This window comes from Streptomyces sp. NPDC059740, assembly GCF_042733155.1.
Taxonomy (GTDB): domain Bacteria; phylum Actinomycetota; class Actinomycetes; order Streptomycetales; family Streptomycetaceae; genus Streptomyces.
The window spans coordinates 1-17,789 of record NZ_JBHWGP010000044.1 but is presented as its reverse complement, the minus strand read 5'-3'; the positions used below and the strand labels follow the sequence as shown (position 1 = coordinate 17,789).

Here is a 17,789-nt window from a genome sequence, read left to right as displayed (position 1 = left end):
CCCACCACGACCACACCGGTCGTACCTAACTGTACATGGCCCTGGGCCACGACCGCCCGGTCTGCCCGGCCCCACCGGGCGCCGGCCCCGCGCCTCTTCGGGGGAGCGGGCCCGTCGCCGTGTGGGTGAGCGGGGCAGGCGATCCGGCCGCGAGGGCTGCCGGGCTGACGCTGGGTCAGGGGCGGACGCCGCCGGGTTGCGGGCCCGTGCGTTGGGCCGCTCGGGGGCCGTTTCCACGATTTGGTGGGCCCCTCGGGTGAATGTCGCCGCGAGAGGTGATCCGACCCCCGGGAAATGGCGAAAAGCAGACGGTGGCCCCAACGAGGCCGCCGCGGTCCGCGAGTGCGGACCGGTTCGCTCCCCACTAGGAGACGCATTCATGACACGCGTGAAGAAGAGCCTCGGCCTGGCTGTCGCGGTGAGCGCCGCGATGGTGGCGGGTGTGACCGGGGCTACTGCCGACAGCGGCGCCAAGGGCGTGGCCGTCGGTTCGCCGGGCGTTCTGTCGGGCAACGTCATCCAGGTCCCGATCGACGTCCCGATCAACGTCTGCGGCAACACGATCAACGTGATCGGTCTGCTCAACCCGGCCGCCGGCAACCGTTGCGGCGAGCGCAGCGACCACCGCCGTGACGACCACCGTCGTGACGAGCGCCGCTGGCACGGCCACCGGGACCACCGGGACCACCACGGCTTCGACTGCCACTGCAAGCGCAAGCACCACAAGCACGACGAGCACTCGGGCAAGTAACACCCGTCTCGAAGTGGGCGAACGCTCCGGCCGGAGTCATTCCGGCCGGAGCGCCGTCATGTCGGGCCCCTGGCCTTGGGGCGGGTCAGGTCAGTGGCCGGTGATCCGCCGCAGCCGGAACGGGCCTGCCGCGCCGGGGCCGAACATCACCGGCAGGTTGCGGCCGTAGGGCATGACGACCACGGGCTCGTCCCGGTACTCCCGCAGGAAGTGCTCCAGAGGCTCCCAGACCAGGGACCGGTACCCCTGCTCCGTGTGCTGGCGTTCGAACGAGAGCGTCAGTATCGAGTCCTGCACGGTGACGCTCACGGCCTCCAGTTCCAGCCATTCGCCGCCCACCCAGGCTTCGAGCCCTATGTAGTCCATGGGGCAAGAGTGCCCGTTGGTGTCCACCGTCCGCAATTCTCCCCGACCCGCTCCGCCCCAGGTGGCCGGCGCCCACGCAGGGGCTCGGCCCAGAAGGCCCCTCGGACGGCTGCGGGTTCCGGCTGCCGTGCGAGCGCCCCCGGCTGACGGCGCGGACTCCGCGGACGCGCCACTTCTTCGCCGTCCCGTGCCCGGTCTTCACCGTCCCGCGCCCGGGCGGCAGACCCTGAGCGTGTGGGCGCCGCCGGTTCCCGGAGGGCCGGTAAGGGGTCCTTGCCATATGCTCGCCCGGGCCGCGTGGTCTGCACCGCACCTCGCGGCGTTGCCGAACAGCCCTGGTAGCTCCGCTACGAGGACTCTTCGGCGCCTTGCGATGCACGGCGCCGGACCAAGCGTCCTCATCGGACGCTCATATGGCAAGGACCCCTCAGCGCGGGCCCGTCCGGGTTCTCCGTCGGTCGGCGGTCGGGCGGACCGGGCCGGCCCGCTCTCTCAGGCCCGACGGCCGCCCTGCAGACGACGGTTGTCCAGGACGGCCACCGTGCGGCGGACCCGGTCGGCCTCGGCCACGTCGATGTCCGCCGTGACCACCTCCGGCCCCGCGCCGAGCCGCGTCCGCACGGTCCCGTCCGGCCCGACGAGGGCGCTGTGGCCGACACCGGTGGGGGCCTTCGTCGGCTGCTCGGGGTCGGCTCCGGGCTCCGGCGCGGCCTGCCCCACGGCGGCCAGCCACACCGAGGCGTCCAGGGCGCGGGCGCGCACCAGGAGGTCCCACTGGGTCAGTTTGCCGGGCCCCGCGCCCCAGGCCGCGGGCAGCACCGACAGCGTCGCGCCGGCGTCGGCGTGCGCCTGGAAGAGCTCCGGGAAGCGCAGGTCGTAGCAGGTGGCCAGGCCCACCGTCACCTCGTCCACCCGGACGGTGACCACCCGCTCCCCGGGGGCGACCGTGTCGGACTCGCGGAAGCCGAAGGCGTCGTAGAGGTGGATCTTGTCGTAGGAGCTCTCGGTGCCGGGGCCGGTGACGAGCAGGGTGTTGGCCACCCGGCCGTCGGGCGCGGGGGTGAACATGCCGACGACGAGCGTGAGCCCCGTCTCCCGCGCCACGGACCGGACGCCCTCGGCCCAGGGGCCGTCCAGCGGTTGCGCGACCGGCCCCAGCGGGACACCGAACCGTGCCATGGTCGCCTCGGGGAACACGGCCAGCCGCGCTCCGTCCGCAGCGGCGCGCTGCGCGGACTCACGGACCCGGTTGAGGTTCTCCTGCGGATCGGTCGACGCCGTCAGCTGGCACAGGGCGAGACGCATGGGCTCCCAGTCCTCGGTCGGTCACCGGGGGCCGCTGCGGCCCCCGAGGGCGTGCACCGGAAGGGGTGTGGCACCGGCGGGCGCGACGGAGCCGGAACACCGTCGCACCGCGGTCACCGTACCTCGGACGGTGACCGCGGACGAGGGCACCGGGGCCCCGTCGGGCGGGGAGGGGCGCACCCGCGTCCACCCGGCAGGCGGGGTACGCCGGCACCCAAGCGGCAGGATCAGAGCAGGCGGACCAAGGCGCTCGGCCCGCGGCGCGCGGCCGTCACCGGCGGGGGCACCACGGGACGGGGGAGAGGTTGCGTACCCAGCGGGCCGTGACGTACCCGGGACGGCCCTCGCCCAGCAGGTACCAGAGGTCGTTGCCGGCCACGTTCTCGCCCCGGACCTTGCAGGCGAGCCGGACCACGGAACCCGGCCGGAGTGCGCCGAGGTAGGTGGAGCGGGTGGTCGGCCGCTCGCGGATGCTCAGCGGCAGCCGGGAGACGACCCGGCCCTGGGGCGGGGCCGCCGCGGTGGCCGCGGCGCGGGACGGGGTGGAGGCGGTGGCCGGGGCGGCGCTCGCGGGAACGGTCGCCAGGGCGGAACCGGCGGCGACGAGCATGGCGAGTGCGGTGACGGTTCGCCGACTGAGTCCGAGGATGCTCATGCTTCTCCCTTCCCTGTGGGTGCCTCCACTTATGGCAGGCAGGGGGCACCCCTGTCAGGCGGTGACCTCCTTTTCACCCGCAGGGGGTGCAGGACGGCCGGGGCGGCCGGGCTCTCGGAGGAGGCCCGCCCGCACCTGACGCCCGCTCCGGAAGGGTGGCCGGAACGGGTGCGGGCGACGGCCCCTCAGGCGGAGGCGCGCCGGACGAGCTCGGTGCGCAGGACGACGTCACGGCGGACGGACGCGGGGTCGGTGAGGCCGCCCAGCAGTACCTCCACCATCGTCCGGCCCATGTCCTCGACCGGCTGGTGGACGCTGGTGAGTTGCGGGTCGGTGTGGCGTGCCAGCGGTGAGTCGTCGAAGCCGATGACCGCCACGTCGTCCGGGACCCGCCGGCCGGTGGAGCGCAGGGCGTGCAGGGCGCCGGCGGCCATGACGTCGGAGGCCGCGAAGACCGCGTCCAGGTCCGGGTGGCGGTGCAGCAGCCGGGTCATCGCACGCCGTCCGCTCTCCTCGGTGAAGTCCCCCTCCTCCACCCACGAGGGATCGAAAGGGGACCCGCTGCCGCCGACGGTGTCCCGGTAACCGCGCAGCCGGCAGCGGGCCGCGTACATGTCGGCCGGGCCCGCGATGGTCACGATCTTGCGCCGGCCGGTGTCCAGCAGGTGGCGCACCGCGGCACGCGCGCCGCCCGCGTTGTCGGAGTCCACGTAGGACACCGCCTCGTCGGCGGTGCGGCGGCCGTTGAGGACCGTCGGGATGCCCAGGGCGAAGAGCTGGTCGGGGAGCGGGTCGGTGTGGTGGACGGAGACGAGCAGCACGCCGTCGATGCGGCGGGCGCGGGCGTACTGGAGGAAGCGGGTCCGTTCGCGTTCGGTCCGCACCAGGGTCAGGAGCAACTGCAGTTCGGTTTCGGCCAGTCCGGTGCTGACACCGTGGATGATCTCCGAGAAGTACGGTTCGGTGAAGAACTTCTTCTCGGTCTCGGGAATGACGAGGGCGACCGCGTCCGCACGGTTGCCCGCCAGCGCGCGTGCGGCACGGTTGGGTACGTACCCCAGCTCGGCTATGGCGCGCTGGACCGCGTCCCTGGTCGTCTCCCTCACCCCGGGCGCGTTGTTGATGACGCGGGAGACGGTGCCACGCCCGACTCCGGCCAGCGCGGCCACCTCCTCCAGGGTGGGAAGTCCGGTGCGGCTCGATGTGACCATGCGCGGTCTCCCGTCGACGGCTTGCGTGTCCTCGCACATCCTCTCGTGTCGGTGCGGGAACGTCAGCCGAACGGGAGCGCTCCCAGTGGCGAAGGCACAGCATTCCCTGGCAGGCGCTACCGCGGAAGTACCAAATCCGGCCACTGGCAGGCCAGTTGGCGCCGCCTGTCGGTGCGGGAAGAGTGAACACCCCGCATCCGTCCCATTTCCCTCGCGTAACGCGGCGCCACTTGACAGGTGCACACCTCTCCGGGACTTTGGGAGCGCTCCCGTCGACGGAGCGAAGCACGTCCCCCGCTCCAGAGCCGCGAGAGAGGGAACGTCATGCCTGTACCGCCCCACGCCGTACCACCGTCACCACACCGCTCCGCCCCGGTCGCCACCCCTGCGACGGGCGAGCCGGGCTCCGGCGCCGCGACGACCGCCACGCGGACCACGGAGCACGCCAGGTGTCCTGCCCCCGTGCACGACGGACACCGGCACCCGGGTCCCGAGGACCCGATGCCGCACCGTCCCGCCACCGCGGGGCCGGCCACCCCGTACCGCCCTCGCGCCGTGTCCGCCGGCACGCCGCGATAGCCCCGTACCGCCCTCGCGCCGTGTCCGCCGGCACGCCGCGACAACCCCCGAGCCGCCCGTGGTGCACCCCCGCCCGGACCGCTCACGCACCAGCACCCCGCACACGCACTCCCGTACACGCACCTCCTCAGACGGTGTCCCGAGGGCCAGGGACGCCTCCCCCCGCCGTGTCCAGGCGGCTCCGCACCGGGCCGAACCCACCGGACGCGCCTGCCCGAACGAGGAGTCCCACCTCATGTCCGTCTCCCGCAGAACCTTCGCCGCCACCGTCGGCGGCAGCCTTGTCGCGCTGGGCGTGGGCCAGGCGCACGCCGGCGCCGAGCCCCGGGCCGGCACCCGCGCGGCTGCCGGGAAGGCCGCCGCAGACGACCCCTACACCCAGGCGTTCCTCACCCAGTACAACAAGATCAAGGACCCTGCCAACGGGTACTTCAGCCCGGACGGCATCCCCTACCACAGCGTCGAGACGCTGATGGTGGAGGCGCCCGACCACGGCCACGAGACCACCTCGGAGGCCATGAGCTTCTACATGTGGCTGGAGGCGGCCTACGGCAGGGTGAGCGGTGACTGGGGTCCCTTCAACACCGCCTGGGCGGTGGCCGAGAAGTCGCTCATCCCCTCCCACGCCGACCAGCCGAGCAACGACGGTTACCGGCCCGGCGCCCCGGCCACGTACGCCGCGGAGTTCCCCCTCCCCTCCGACTACCCCTCCCCGATGAACTCCTCGGTCTCGGTCGGCTCCGACCCGATAGCCACCGAGCTGTCCTCGGCGTACGGGACCACCGACGTCTACGGCATGCACTGGATCATGGACGTCGACAACATCTACGGCTACGGCAACACCCCGGGCACCGGTGCGGAGAACGGACCGGGCAAGAAGCCGTCGTTCATCAACACCTACCAGCGGGGCGCCCAGGAGTCGGTGTGGGAGACGGTCCCGCAGCCGACCACCGACCAGTTCAAGTACGGCGGCACCAACGGCTACCTCGACCTCTTCGTCAAGGACGCCTCCTACGCCAAGCAGTGGAAGTACACCAACGCCCCCGACGCCGACGCCCGCGCCGTGCAGGCCGCCTACTGGGCCTACCGGTGGGCGCAGGCGCAGGGCAAGGAGAGCGAGGTCAGCGCCTCCGTCGCCAAGGCGGCCAAGATGGGCGACTACCTGCGCTACGCCACCTTCGACAAGTACTTCAAGCGCATCGGCGACTGCACCAGCCCCACCGGCTGCCCCGCGGGCAGCGGCCGCTCCTCCCAGCACTACCTGCTGTCCTGGTACTACGCCTGGGGCGGTGCCGAGCCCGGTGGCGGCTGGGCCTGGCGGATCGGGGACGGCGCGGCGCACCAGGGCTACCAGAACCCGCTCGCCGCCTGGGCGATGTCCACCGTCCCGGCGCTCGTGCCCAAGTCGCCGACCGCCAAGGGGGACTGGGCCACCAGCCTGAAGCGGCAGCTGGAGTTCCTGCGCTGGCTCCAGTCGTCCGAGGGCGCGCTCGCCGGCGGCTGCACCAACAGCTGGGACGGCTCCTACAGCACACCGCCCGCCGGTACCCCGACCTTCTACGGCATGGCCTACGACTGGCAGCCGGTCTACCACGACCCGCCGAGCAACAACTGGTTCGGTTTCCAGGCCTGGGGGCTGGAGCGGGTCGCCGAGTACTACTACGTCACCGGCGACACCGACGCCGAGGCGATCCTCGACAAGTGGGTGGCATGGGCCTCCTCAAAGACCACCGTTGGCGCCGACGGCACCTACCGCTTCCCCTCCACCCTGAACTGGACGGGTGCCCCGGACACCTGGAACCCGTCGGCTCCGGGCGCCAACTCCGGCCTGCACGTCACGGTGGTGGACTACAGCAACGACGTGGGCGTGGGCGCGGCCTACGTCAAGACCCTCGTCTACTACGCCGCCAAGTCCGGTGACGCCGAGGCCGCCGCCCTCGCCAAGTCCCTGCTCGACGCGATCGTCGCCCACGCGGACGACCAGGGCGTGGCCGTACCCGAGACCCGCGCCGACTACAGCCGCTTCCGGGACGAGGTGTACATCCCCTCGGGGTGGAGCGGCAGGATGCCGGGCGGCGAGGAGATCAAGCCCGGCGTCACCTTCCTAGACCTGCGCTCCTGGTACAAGGACGACCCCTCGTGGCCCAAGGTGCAGGCCTACCTCGACGGCGGCGAGGCCCCCGTCTTCACCTACCACCGCTTCTGGGCGCAGGCCGACGTCGCGCTGGCCCTGGCCACCTACGCCGAACTGCTCGTCGCCGAAGGCCGGGCCGCCGTCCGCCCGGCCCGCGGCAGCGCCGCCTGACGCGCCGGCGCCAAGCAGCGCGCGACCGACCAGCACCCCACCCCAGCCCCGGAGGACCGGGAACCGGCAACTGCCGCACCGCAACCTCCGGAAGGAGCCGGCGCCGGGGCGTTCCCCGGGCCGGCCCCGGCGCCGGCCGCACCCGACCCACGACCCGCGGAGCCCCCCGCCCGGCACCGCGCACCCCCACGACCCGCGAGGAGGCCTCCAGCCGCACCAAGTCCGACCGGGCGGCTTCGAAACCGCCGCAACGACCCCCGTGCACAGCCGACAAGGAGCAGCACCTGATGACAGCGACACCGTCCACCACGCGACACCGGACGCGGAGCAGGCTCGCCGCGATCGGCGCGCTGGCCCTGAGCGCCGCCTGCGCGTTCACCACCGTTCCCCAGACGGCGAGCGCCGCACCGACGGCCAGGGTCGACAACCCCTACGCCGGCGCGAAGCCGTACGTCAACCCCGACTGGTCCGCCCTGGCCGCCGCCGAGCCCGGCGGCTCCGCGATCGCCAACCAGCCGACGTTCGTGTGGCTGGACCGCATCGCCGCGATCAACGGGACCGACAGCCAGCGCGGACTCCGGGACACCCTGGACACCGCCCTCGAACAGGGCGCCGACCTGGTCCAGTTGGTCATCTACGACCTTCCGGGGCGCGACTGCTCGGCGCTGGCCTCCAACGGTGAACTCGGCCCCACGGAGATCGACCGGTACGAGTCGGAGTACATCGACCCGATCGCCGCCATCCTCAAGGACCCGGCCTACGCCGGCCTGAAGATCGTCAACATCATCGAGCCCGACTCGCTGCCCAACATCGTCACCAACGCCGGCGGCACCGCGGGTTCCACCGACGCCTGCGCCACGATGAAGGCGAACGGCAACTACGAGAAGGGCGTCGGGTACGCGCTGCACACCCTCGGCGCGATCTCCAACGTCTACAACTACGTCGACGCGGCCCACCACGGCTGGCTCGGCTGGGACTCCAACATGGTGCCCGCCGCGCAGGAGTTCAAGAAGGCGGCCACCACCTCGGGTGCCACCGTCAACGACGTGGCGGGCTTCATCGTGAACACCGCCAACTACTCGGCGCTGGAGGAGCCGAACGTCAAGATCACCGACACCGTCAACGGCCAGACCGTGCGGCAGTCGAAGTGGATCGACTGGAACCAGTACGTCGACGAGAAGTCCTACGCCCAGGCGCTGCGTTCCACCCTTGTCTCGCAGGGTTTCAACTCCAGCATCGGCATGCTGGTCGACACCGCCCGCAACGGCTGGGGTGGGTCCGCCCGGCCGACCGGCCCCGGCCCGACGACCAGCGTGGACGCCTACGTCAACGGGGGACGCGTCGACCGCCGCATCCACGCCGGCAACTGGTGCAACCAGAGCGGTGCCGGCCTCGGTGAACGGCCGACGGCCTCTCCCGCGGCGGGCATAGACGCCTACGTCTGGGCCAAGCCCCCGGGCGAGTCGGACGGTGCCAGCCAGCCGGTCGACAACGACGAGGGCAAGGGCTTCGACCGGATGTGCGACCCGACCTACCAGGGCAACGGCCGCAACGGCAACAACCCCTCGGGCGCCCTGCCCAACGCGCCGCTGGCCGGCCACTGGTTCTCGGCGCAGTTCCAGCAGCTGCTGGCCAACGCCTACCCGCCGGTGAACGGTGTCGCCAAGAACGGCGACAAGTAGGCGACCGACCGTGCCTGGTGCAGCGGGAAGGCCTTCCGGGTTCCCGCAGTACCAGGCACCGGACCTCCGGTGCGGCGCGAACAGCGGCGCCCCGGACGACGGGCCCCAGCCGTGGGGGCGGGGCCCGGAACGGGCGGAGGAGTGACCTGACGGTCATCCCGCCCCGCAGGTGGGGGCCGGCAGCCGGGGGGCGGGCCGGCCCCCATCCGTACCCGCGCACGCCCCGTCGCGCCCGGCCGGCCTTCAGACCCCGGGCCCGACGGGGAGCGCGCGTACCCAGGTGCGGTCCTCGGTCAGGTATCCCGCCACCACCGGCCCGGCCGCCTCCAGGGCCTCTTCGAACCGGCGCGTCGAGAGCGGACGGGAGAGGAACGTCTGCGTCCACGTCGCGTCGGGGAACTCGTACGCCACGTGCACGGAGTGCACGCCGGGGCCGGCGGGCGTCGCGGACACGACACGGGTCCGCCCGGCCGTCCCGGGAATCGGGCTCTCGCGCGGCACCCGGCGGTGCCAGTCCTCACCCTCCCGCTGCCCCCGTACGCAGCCGCCGGCGCGCACATGGCGGCGACAGGTCGCCGGCAGCCCCTGGCGGACCGCCGGATCGCCCGCACGGACCAGGAACGAGCCCAGCACGACGACGCCGAAGTCCTCCGCCGGCTCCGGTTCCCCGATGGCTGAGCGGAGGGTGCGGGCCCCGTGGACGTGGTCCAGCATGGTCTGCGACTCGTCCACGGCCGTCACCCGGAACCCGGACTCGACCAGCGGGTGCGTCACCCGGCCCACCCCGCAACCGAGTCCCAGCAGGCCGGCCCCCGGGGGAGCGGCCGCCGCGATCACTTGGCGGCTCGCCGCGGAGCGCAAGCCGGGTGTACATCCGCACGGCACAGCCGTCAGGAGTGAACTCTCCCGGGCCCGAGCCCCGGTGTCCACGGCGCGTCATTCGTCTCATGGCCGCCGTCACAGCGGCGTTGGCGGCCGGTGGGTAGGCCGCGCCGCTGAGAACGACCGAGTGCCGGGCGAGGACCCGCCGTGCTCAGCCGTCCGTGCCGCCGGGCGGCTCCTGCGCGGAGGCCTGTCGCGTGGCCTCGGCGGCGGCGCGGCACCGGGCGCACATGCCCCACCAGGTGACCTCGGCCTCGTCCACCTCGAACCCCTCAGCCTGCACCGGCGTGAGGCAGGGGGCGGCACCCACCGCGCAGTCCACGTCCCGCACCAGGCCGCAGCCGCGGCAGACCACGTGGTGGTGGTTGTCCCCGACCCGCAGTTCGTAGCGGGCCGGCGAGCCCGCGGGCTCGATGCGGCGGACGGCCCCTGCCAGGCGCAGGTCCTCCAGCACGTTGTAGAGGCTCTGGCGGGACAGCACGGCAGAGCGGTCGCGGCCGATGCCGAGCGCCGTCTCCAGATCGGGGGCGGTCGCGTGGGGCGCTTCCTGCAGGGCCCCGAGCACCGCCCGGCGGGGGGCGGTGTTGCGTAGGCCCGCGCGCCGGAGGAGGTCGGTCACTGCGGTCATCGCGGTCGTCCTGTTCGTGTGTCGAGGGTCACCCTGGGCCCGGGTGTGGGGACTGCGTCCGGCCCTACTTCCCCACCCCGACGCGTGAACACGTCACGCAGGTGGCGCGGCGCGGTGCGGGCACGGTCATCCGGGTACCCACGCCCACCAGCCGTGTCACCGAGGGGCTGGCCACCCGGACGTGCCGGGCGCACGCCCCGAGCCCGCAACTGGTGCACAGGGCCACCAACGGGGTCTGCCGCCCCTCCTGGGAGCAGTCGTAGCAGGTCATCTCAGGTACTCCGTAACGCTGCGCGAAGCGGCCACCGCCGTCGCGTTCCGTCTCTGCGGGGAAGGGAGCGGGGACCGCGCCGTCGCCCGTCCCGGACGCGACCTCCGGCGCACGACGCTGGTCCGCGCCGGCCGACCCCGACGTGCGGGGCGAAGTGGTGCATGACGTCCGGTTTGGAACCTTAGACAGCAGTTTGTACTGCGTCAAATCAGGGCCCGGTCGGGGACGCCCGTAGGCTTGCCGGTGAGCGCGTGGGGAAACGGCCCGCCGCAGGTCGAAGGAGGGCGGAGCAATGGCACGGGGCAGACGCGCCACCCCACCGCCGCTCCCGCAGCGCGACGGGGTGGACCCGGTGCGGGTCCACCTGCCGGAGGACCGGGCGGGCAGGTGGCCGACGGCGGCCGCGCACCTCATGGACCGCTTCTCGGGCGCGGTGCCCCGGGACCGGCTGGCGGCCATGGTGGGCGCCGGCCGCTTCGTCACCGCCGACGGGCCGCTGACCGCGGACACGCCCTACCGCGCCGGCCTGCGGATCTGGTTCCACCGCGACCTGCCGCCGGAGCCGCCGGTGCCCTTCGAGGTCGAGGTCGTCCACCGCGACGAGCGGATCGTGGTGGCCGACAAGCCCCATTTCCTGGCCACCACCCCGCGGGGCTCCCACGTCACGCAGACCGCGACGGCCCGGCTGCGGACCGCGCTGGAGCTCCCCACCCTCCAGGCCGCCCACCGCCTGGACCGGCTCACCGCCGGACTGGTGCTGTTCGTCGTGCGCCCCGAGGACCGAGCGGCCTACCAGGGGCTGTTCCGGGACCGGCGGGTGCACAAGGAGTACGAGGCGGTCGCGCCCCACGACCCCGGGCTCCGGCTGCCGACCACCGTCCGCAACCGGATCGAGAAGGAACGCGGTGTCCTGGCCGCCCGCGAGGTGCCGGGGCCGCCCAACAGCGAGAGCCGCATCGAACTCCTGGCGCACCGCGCGGGACTGGGACGGTACCGGCTGCTGCCGACCACCGGACGCACCCACCAGCTCAGACTCCACCTCAGCGGACTCGGCCTGCCCATCCTCGGCGACCCGCTCTATCCCGAGGTCCGCGCCAGCGCCCCCGACGACTGGACCGACCCCCTGCAACTCCTGGCCCGGCGCTTGGCGTTCACCGACCCGGTCACCGGTGAGGAGCGCGACTTCGTCAGCCGGCGCACCCTGTCGCGCCGGCCCGACCGGTCGCCCGGCTGATCCTCGCCGGCGGCCAGTGGGCCCAGCCGGCCGTCCGCTGCTCGTCAACGTCCTTTCGCAACTGCCTGGTTGTGCCTGCCGGGCCCTTTCGGTCAGGGCCGGGGTTCACGGGCGGACCCTATGCTGACCCCGTCCCCGGCCCCCACCGGCAGGCAGGAGCAGAGCATGAAGGACGACCCCCGCGACCGGCCGGCTCCGTTCGCCGACGACCTGACCCACCCCGGACCCGGCCTGGGCAGCGTCCCGCCCCGCGCCCGCTTCGAGAGCACCCTGGCACAGCAGTGCCTGGACGGCCTCTGGGCCTTCCGCCTGTGGCCCTCGCCCCGGCAGGCGCCCCACGACCTCGCGACCGACGACCCCGGGGGCGAGGACCCAGCGGCCGCTGACGCGTCTCAGGCAGCGGCGGGCGGTGGTTGGTACCCCCTGCCGGTGCCCTCCAGCTGGTCGATGCCGGTGCACGGCTTCGGCGCCCCCGCCTACACCAACGTCACCTACCCCTTCCCGGTGGACCCGCCCCACCCCCCGGACGCCAACCCCGTCGGCGACCACCGCACCCGGTTCGACGCGCCGGAGGCCTTCCTCGACGGTGCCCTGCTGCGTCTGGACGGCGTCGACTCGGCGGGGGAGGTCTGGCTCAACGGGAGGCCGCTGGGCACCACCCGCGGCTCCCGGCTCACCACCGAGTTCGACGTCACCGGCGTCCTGCGGGCCACCGGCAACGTCCTGACCGTCCGGGTGGCGCAGTTCTCGGCCGCCAGCTACCTGGAGGACCAGGACATGTGGTGGCTGCCGGGCGTCTTCCGCAGCGTCCACCTGCTGGCCCACCCCCGCGGTGCGGTACGTGACGTCTTCGTGCACGCCGGCTTCGCCGACGGTCACGGGAGCCTGAGAGTCGACGTCGAACTCGCGGCAGCCGGGGGCGGTGGTGACACCGCGGCGGACGCCGGGCCCACCGCTGCCGAAGTGACCTGCGCCCTGCCCGAACTCGGCCTGGCCGGGCTGGCACCCGGAGACGAGCACCCGGTGGGCCCGGTGGAGCCGTGGTCGGCCGAACACCCCCGGCTGTACACCCTCCAGGTGGGCACCCCGCTGGAGACCGTCACCCTGCGCGTCGGCTTCCGCACGGTGGCCGTCGAGGACGGAGTGCTCACCGTCAACGGGACGCCGGTGCTGCTGCGGGGCGTCAACCGCCACGAACACCACCCCGACCTCGGACGTGTCGTGCCGCGCGAGACCGTCCTGGCCGAACTGCACCTGATGAAGCAGCACAACGTCAACGCGGTGCGCACCTCCCACTACCCGCCCCACCCGGACGTCCTCGACCTCGCCGACCGCCTCGGCCTCTACCTCGTCGACGAGTGCGACCTGGAGACGCACGGCTTCGGCCCGGGCGCCTGGCGCGGCAACCCCAGCGACGACCCCGCCTGGGCCGAGGCGTTGCTGGACCGGATGCGGCGCACCGTCGAACGGGACAAGAACCACCCGAGCGTCATCATGTGGTCCCTGGGCAACGAGGCCGGCCGCGGCGTCAACCTGGACGCGATGGCACGGTGGGCCAAGGGACGCGACCCCGCCCGACTCCTCCACTACGAGGGCGACCCGCGCAGCCGCCAGGTGGACGTCTACTCGCGCATGTACGCCTCGCCCGAGGAGGTCGAGGCGATCGGCCGCCGCGCGGAGGAGCCCCTGCCCGATCCGGCCGAGGACGCCCACCGCCGCTCCCTGCCCTTCGTCCTGTGCGAGTACGCCCACGCCATGGGCACCGGGCCGGGGGGCCTGAGCGAGTACCAGGAGCTCTTCGAGGCGCACCCCAGGCTCGCGGGCGGCTTCGTGTGGGAGTGGCTGGAGCACGGCATCCACCCGGCGCCGGGCGATCCCCGCCACCGCTACGGGGGCGATTTCGGGGAGCCCGTCCACGACGGCAACTTCGTCATCGACGGACTGGTCTCCGCCGACCGGGAGCCACGGCCCGGGCTGCTCGACCTCAAGAAGGTCCTCGAACCCGTGCGGATGAGCCTCGACCTCCCCGCCGGCCTGCTGCGGCTGCACAACCGGCACGACTTCGACGACCTCTCCGGACACCTGCTCACCTGGTCGGTGGCGGGGCCCGGCGGGGAGCAGGTGGCGCAGGGGGTGATCGGGGCACACCGGGTCCCGGCGCGCTCCGAGGCCCGGCTCGCCCTGCCGGCACAGATGTCGGCAGCCATGACGGGTGGCGGGGTGGCGACGGTCAGCCTCCGTCTCGCCCGGGACCACGCATGGGCGCCGGCCGGACACGAGGTGGCCTGGACCCAGAGCGAGGCGCCCCGCGCCCTGCCGCCGCGGCTCTGCGGACCGGTGGCGCCGAGCGCCGAGGGCGGTCAACTGGCGCTGGGGCCAGGAAGGTTCGACACCACCACCGGCGCCCTGCTCGCCCTGCGCGACCTTCCCCTCGACGGTCCCCGCCTGACGCTGTGGCGGGCACCCACCGACAACGACCTGGGCAGGGCCTGGGAAGCGGCCGACGGGCTCCCCGAGGCGACCGGTTGGCGCCGCGCCGGCCTGGACCGGCTGGTGCACCGGACCGTGGCCGTCGAGGTCGCCGAGGACGCGGTGACGGTGCGCGGCGTGGTCGGGGCGGCGGGCCACGACCGCCGCGTCCACCTGGTGCTGCGGTGGCAGGCGGACGACGGGCAACTGCTGCTCGACGCGGAGATCGTGCCCGGCGAGGGCTGGCCGCGCACCTGGCCCCGCGTCGGCCTGGCCCTCACCCTGCCCGGCGCCCTCGACCGCTGCACCTGGACGGGTTTCGGCCCCGGGCCGAAGTACCCCGACACCGGCCAGGCGCAGCGGTGGGGCCGTTTCACCTCGACGGTGCGCGACCTGTCCACCGACCATGTGCGCCCTCAGGAGAACGGAGCGCGGGCCGAGGTCTGCGAACTGGTGCTGAGCGATGGCGGGAAGCAGCAACTCACCGTATGCGGAACGGGTTTCGCCTTCACGGCCCGCCCGTGGTCGACCGCCGCCCTCACGGCTGCCCGCCACCACGAGGAGCTGTGCCCCGACGGCCGCACCCACCTGGAGATCGACTTCGCCCGCCACGGCGTGGGCACCGCGGCCTGCGGACCCGGCCCGCTCCCCCCGTACGTGCTCCGGCCCGCACCGGTCCGCGCCCGGCTGCTGCTGCGCTGACACCCCGGCCCGCCGGGCCGTGACCCGCACCGCCCGCCCGCGGGTGTCCGGGCGGCGGCGCTCCGGCCGGGCGGGGTGCTCTCCTCAGCGCCGCGCGAGGCTGGAGCGCCGCACCACCAACTCCGGCTCCAGCACCACCTGTCGGTGCTCGTGCTGACCAGCGGCGTCCTGGATCTCCGACAGCAGCAGCCGGGCCGCCAGGGAACCCATGTCCGCTGCCGGTTTGCGGACCGAGGTGAGCGGGACGGCGGCCGCGGCGGCGAACTCGATGTCGTCGTAACCGACGATGGCCAACTCCTCGGGCACCCGCAGCCCGGCGGCGAACACGGCCTGCAGGACGCCCAGCGCCAGCAGGTCGTTGGCGCAGAAGACGGCGGTGGGCCGGTCCGGGAGCCCCAGCAGCCGTGCCCCCGCGTCCACGCCCGCCGCGAAGTCCAGCCGTTCCGTCGCGGTCTCCACCAGTGCCGAGGCGGGCAGGCCGGCCTCGGCCACCGCCCGGGCGGCCCCCTCGCGGCGGTCCCTGACCTGTTGCAGCGTCGAGGGCCCGCTGACGAAGCCCACCCGGCGGTGTCCCGCCTCCAGGAGGTGGCGCAGGGCGAGCGCCCCGCCGGCCACGTCGTCGAGCGAGACCGAGCAGGCGGTGCCGTCGGCGGACAGCCGGTCCAGGAGGGCGTAGGGGACATGGCGCCGGCGCAGGACGTCCAGATGGGGTCCGCTCGTCTCCATCGGGGTGAGCAGCACGCCGTGCACCCGCTGCTCCGACAGCAGCGAGACGTACTTCGCCTCCAGCGTCGCGTCCTGGCCGCTGGTGCAGACCATGACGCCCAGCCCCGCCTCGTGCGCCTCCCGCTCGACGCCGCGTGCCACGTCGGCGAAGAAGGGGTTGCCGAGATCCAGCACCAGGAGGCCGAGGACGCGGGAGCTGCCCGCCCGGAGCTGGCGCGCGCTCTCGTCGCGTACGTAGCCCAGGGCCTCGATGGCCGACCGCACGCGCGCCAGGGTGTCGGCGGACACCCTGGCGGGATGGTTGATCACGTTGGAGACGGTGCCGATGGAGACGCCGGCGCGGTCGGCGACGTCCTTGATCCCCACGCGGCGCAGCGTCGGTGCCGGGTTCTTCTCGTGTGCCACGTCAGAAGCGTATGCGCCGCCCCCGCGGCGGCGACGGGCGACCTGGGAAGACGGTCACTCCCGCCCGGCGCGAGCCGGCGCCCGGGGCGCCGCGCCCGCCCCGCGGCGGCCGGTTCCGCGGGAACGGGCGGTGTCACGGGTCTTGACGGCCGGCGGGACCGCACCCCATGGTTTGAGTCGTTTCAACAACCATGCAGCGGAGCTGAACCGGTGGCCCGCGTCGCCGCCGTGCGCGCGGTGGCGTCCTCCCGCCGTGTCTCCGTGCCGGGACGAGGGGGTCCAGGTGACGTCAGTGCAACCGCACGAGGAGGCGCCGGTCGCGGCGGGCGAGGGCGGTGAGGTCTCGCGGCAGCAGTGGAAGTGGACCGTGCTCGCCGGCATGGCCTCCTACCTGGACGCGGGCTCCATCGTGGCCCTCAGCACCGGACTGGTCCTCTTCCAGGACCGGTTCGGCCTCACCCAGGGCTGGGTGGGCGCGCTCACCGCGATCGGGCCCAACGCCATCGGCGCCGCCATCGGCTCCTTCGTCGGCGGCAGACTCGGCGACCGGCTCGGCCGCAAACGCATCTACCAGTACGACCTGCTGGTCTACGCCGCCGCCATCCTGCTGATGGCGCTCGCGGTCAACCCCGCGATGCTCTTCACCGGCACCTTCCTGGTGGGCCTGGCGGTGGGCGCCGACGTCCCCACCTCCCTCGCGCTGGTGGGGGAGTTCTCGCCCTCGAAGGCCCGCGGCAGACTGCTCGGGCTCACCCAGGTGACCTGGAGCCTGGGCCCGGTGGTGGTCTCCCTGCTGGCCTGGGCGCTGTCGGGCCTGGACCTGCTGGGCATCCGCATCGTCTTCCTCCAGCTCTTCGTGGTGGCGCTGGTCACCTACGCACTGCGCCGCGGCATGGTGGAGTCCGCGGTGTGGCGGGCCGCCGCGAAGGCGCCCGCGGCGGCCCGCGCCAAGGTCTCGGACCTGCTCCGCGGCAAGCAGCTGAAGGGGCTGCTGTTCACCGGCGGCATCTACCTGTTCTGGAACCTCGCCGCGGGGACCAACGGCGTCTTCACGCCCTACATGGTCAGGAGCCTGGGCGCCGGCGGACAGGCGACCAGCGTGCTGCTCTCCTGCGCCAGCTTCGCCCTCGTCATCGTCGGCACCGTGCTGGTCTTCATGCGCTACGCCGACCGCGGCCACCGGGACCGGCGGCGGATGTGGGCGGTCGGGTCCGTGATGCAGGTCTGCGCCTACGGCCTGTTCCTGTTCCTGCCGTTCACCATCCCGGTGATCATCCTGAACGTCCTGCTCTTCGGGCTCGGCCAGGCACTCGCCGGCGAGGCGATGTACAAGACCATCAGCCAGGAGGTGTTCCCCACCATGCTGCGCGGCACGGCCCAGGGCATCACCTTCGGCACGGCGCGCGTGGTGCTGGGGGTGTGGTCCTTCTTCGTCCCGACGCTGGCCCGCACCGGCATCACCCCGGTCGCCGTGTTCCTGACCGCCTCTCTGCTGATCTGTGCGCTCATCGGACTGCGGATGCCCGACACCGCCGGCAAGTCGCTCGGACGGCTGGAGGCGGAACGCGGCGCGGCCTGACGCCGGTGAGGTCCGCCGGACGGCTGCGCCCCGGGGCCC

At 73.5% G+C, this 17,789-nt stretch carries 12 protein-coding genes and 2 pseudogenes; 6 read left to right on the top strand and 8 right to left on the bottom strand.

Going from position 1 to position 17,789, the window contains the following annotated elements; all coding sequences use genetic code 11:
- Nucleotides 1–379: 379 nt before the first annotated feature.
- Nucleotides 380–751 carry a chaplin gene (locus ACFV3R_RS30650; protein ID WP_385589942.1) on the top strand — a complete coding sequence of 124 codons (372 nt, stop codon included), beginning with the start codon at nucleotides 380–382 and terminating at the stop codon, nucleotides 749–751.
- 90 nt (nucleotides 752–841) lie between these two features.
- Here ACFV3R_RS30650 and ACFV3R_RS30645 read toward each other — a convergent pair whose 3' ends face one another.
- The 4 genes from ACFV3R_RS30645 to ACFV3R_RS30630 all read right to left on the bottom strand — a co-directional run bounded on the left by ACFV3R_RS30645 (nucleotide 842) and on the right by ACFV3R_RS30630 (nucleotide 4,288).
- A complete protein-coding gene (locus tag ACFV3R_RS30645; protein WP_385589940.1) occupies nucleotides 842–1,117 on the bottom strand; it encodes a hypothetical protein in 276 nt (91 codons plus the stop codon).
- A gap of 492 nt (nucleotides 1,118–1,609) precedes the next feature.
- Entirely contained in the window at nucleotides 1,610–2,422 is an 813-nt protein-coding gene (locus ACFV3R_RS30640; RefSeq protein ID WP_385589938.1) for a carbon-nitrogen hydrolase family protein, read from the bottom strand.
- Between the two features lie 271 nt (nucleotides 2,423–2,693).
- A complete protein-coding gene (locus tag ACFV3R_RS30635) occupies nucleotides 2,694–3,077 on the bottom strand; it encodes an SH3 domain-containing protein (protein WP_385589936.1) in 384 nt (127 codons plus the stop codon).
- Between the two features lie 185 nt (nucleotides 3,078–3,262).
- Nucleotides 3,263–4,288 (bottom strand): LacI family DNA-binding transcriptional regulator, encoded by a 1,026-nt coding sequence (locus ACFV3R_RS30630; RefSeq protein WP_385589933.1) that lies wholly within the window; start codon nucleotides 4,286–4,288, stop codon nucleotides 3,263–3,265.
- A gap of 814 nt (nucleotides 4,289–5,102) precedes the next feature.
- Here ACFV3R_RS30630 and ACFV3R_RS30625 point away from each other — a divergent pair.
- Both ACFV3R_RS30625 and ACFV3R_RS30620 read left to right on the top strand, forming a co-directional pair.
- The gene (locus tag ACFV3R_RS30625) at nucleotides 5,103–7,172 is read left to right on the top strand and encodes a glycoside hydrolase family 48 protein (RefSeq protein ID WP_385589931.1); all 2,070 of its coding nucleotides are present in this window, start codon (nucleotides 5,103–5,105) and stop codon (nucleotides 7,170–7,172) included.
- A gap of 287 nt (nucleotides 7,173–7,459) precedes the next feature.
- Nucleotides 7,460–8,845 (top strand): annotated as a pseudogene (locus ACFV3R_RS30620) (glycoside hydrolase family 6 protein); the annotation flags it as partial.
- Between the two features lie 252 nt (nucleotides 8,846–9,097).
- Here the strand turns inward: ACFV3R_RS30620 and ACFV3R_RS30615 are convergent.
- From ACFV3R_RS30615 to ACFV3R_RS30605, 3 genes and pseudogenes are all read right to left on the bottom strand, one after another.
- A pseudogene (locus ACFV3R_RS30615) lies at nucleotides 9,098–9,803 on the bottom strand (class I SAM-dependent methyltransferase).
- An 84-nt stretch (nucleotides 9,804–9,887) separates the two neighbouring features.
- Complete coding sequence (locus ACFV3R_RS30610; RefSeq protein WP_385589929.1) at nucleotides 9,888–10,364, bottom strand: Fur family transcriptional regulator; 477 nt, start codon at nucleotides 10,362–10,364, stop codon at nucleotides 9,888–9,890.
- A gap of 64 nt (nucleotides 10,365–10,428) precedes the next feature.
- Nucleotides 10,429–10,635 (bottom strand): DUF2180 family protein, encoded by a 207-nt coding sequence (locus ACFV3R_RS30605; RefSeq protein ID WP_385589927.1) that lies wholly within the window; start codon nucleotides 10,633–10,635, stop codon nucleotides 10,429–10,431.
- 292 nt (nucleotides 10,636–10,927) lie between these two features.
- Here ACFV3R_RS30605 and ACFV3R_RS30600 point away from each other — a divergent pair, with 292 nt between their 5' ends.
- A complete protein-coding gene (locus ACFV3R_RS30600; protein ID WP_385589925.1) occupies nucleotides 10,928–11,869 on the top strand; it encodes a pseudouridine synthase in 942 nt (313 codons plus the stop codon).
- 165 nt (nucleotides 11,870–12,034) lie between these two features.
- Nucleotides 12,035–15,040 (top strand): glycoside hydrolase family 2 TIM barrel-domain containing protein, encoded by a 3,006-nt coding sequence (locus ACFV3R_RS30595; RefSeq protein WP_385589923.1) that lies wholly within the window; start codon nucleotides 12,035–12,037, stop codon nucleotides 15,038–15,040.
- A gap of 84 nt (nucleotides 15,041–15,124) precedes the next feature.
- On the opposite strand, the gene ACFV3R_RS30590 is transcribed toward ACFV3R_RS30595, so the two are convergent.
- Complete coding sequence (locus tag ACFV3R_RS30590; RefSeq protein WP_385589920.1) at nucleotides 15,125–16,171, bottom strand: LacI family DNA-binding transcriptional regulator; 1,047 nt, start codon at nucleotides 16,169–16,171, stop codon at nucleotides 15,125–15,127.
- Nucleotides 16,172–16,454: 283 nt separating this feature from the next.
- Here ACFV3R_RS30590 and ACFV3R_RS30585 point away from each other — a divergent pair, with 283 nt between their 5' ends.
- Nucleotides 16,455–17,750: an MFS transporter gene (locus ACFV3R_RS30585; protein WP_385589918.1), complete on the top strand. Its 1,296-nt coding sequence runs from the start codon at nucleotides 16,455–16,457 to the stop codon at nucleotides 17,748–17,750.
- Nucleotides 17,751–17,789: the final 39 nt, after the last annotated feature.

Coding starts and splice junctions, on each gene's coding strand:
- ACFV3R_RS30635 (WP_385589936.1), bottom strand. CDS start 3,077: ATGAGCATCCTCGGACTCAGTCGGCGAACCGTCACCGCACTCGCCATG.
- ACFV3R_RS30645 (WP_385589940.1), bottom strand. CDS start 1,117: ATGGACTACATAGGGCTCGAAGCCTGGGTGGGCGGCGAATGGCTGGAA.
- ACFV3R_RS30595 (WP_385589923.1), top strand. CDS start 12,035: ATGAAGGACGACCCCCGCGACCGGCCGGCTCCGTTCGCCGACGACCTG.
- ACFV3R_RS30605 (WP_385589927.1), bottom strand. CDS start 10,635: ATGACCTGCTACGACTGCTCCCAGGAGGGGCGGCAGACCCCGTTGGTG.
- ACFV3R_RS30625 (WP_385589931.1), top strand. CDS start 5,103: ATGTCCGTCTCCCGCAGAACCTTCGCCGCCACCGTCGGCGGCAGCCTT.
- ACFV3R_RS30630 (WP_385589933.1), bottom strand. CDS start 4,288: ATGGTCACATCGAGCCGCACCGGACTTCCCACCCTGGAGGAGGTGGCC.
- ACFV3R_RS30610 (WP_385589929.1), bottom strand. CDS start 10,364: ATGACCGCAGTGACCGACCTCCTCCGGCGCGCGGGCCTACGCAACACC.
- ACFV3R_RS30640 (WP_385589938.1), bottom strand. CDS start 2,422: ATGCGTCTCGCCCTGTGCCAGCTGACGGCGTCGACCGATCCGCAGGAG.
- ACFV3R_RS30650 (WP_385589942.1), top strand. CDS start 380: ATGACACGCGTGAAGAAGAGCCTCGGCCTGGCTGTCGCGGTGAGCGCC.
- ACFV3R_RS30600 (WP_385589925.1), top strand. CDS start 10,928: ATGGCACGGGGCAGACGCGCCACCCCACCGCCGCTCCCGCAGCGCGAC.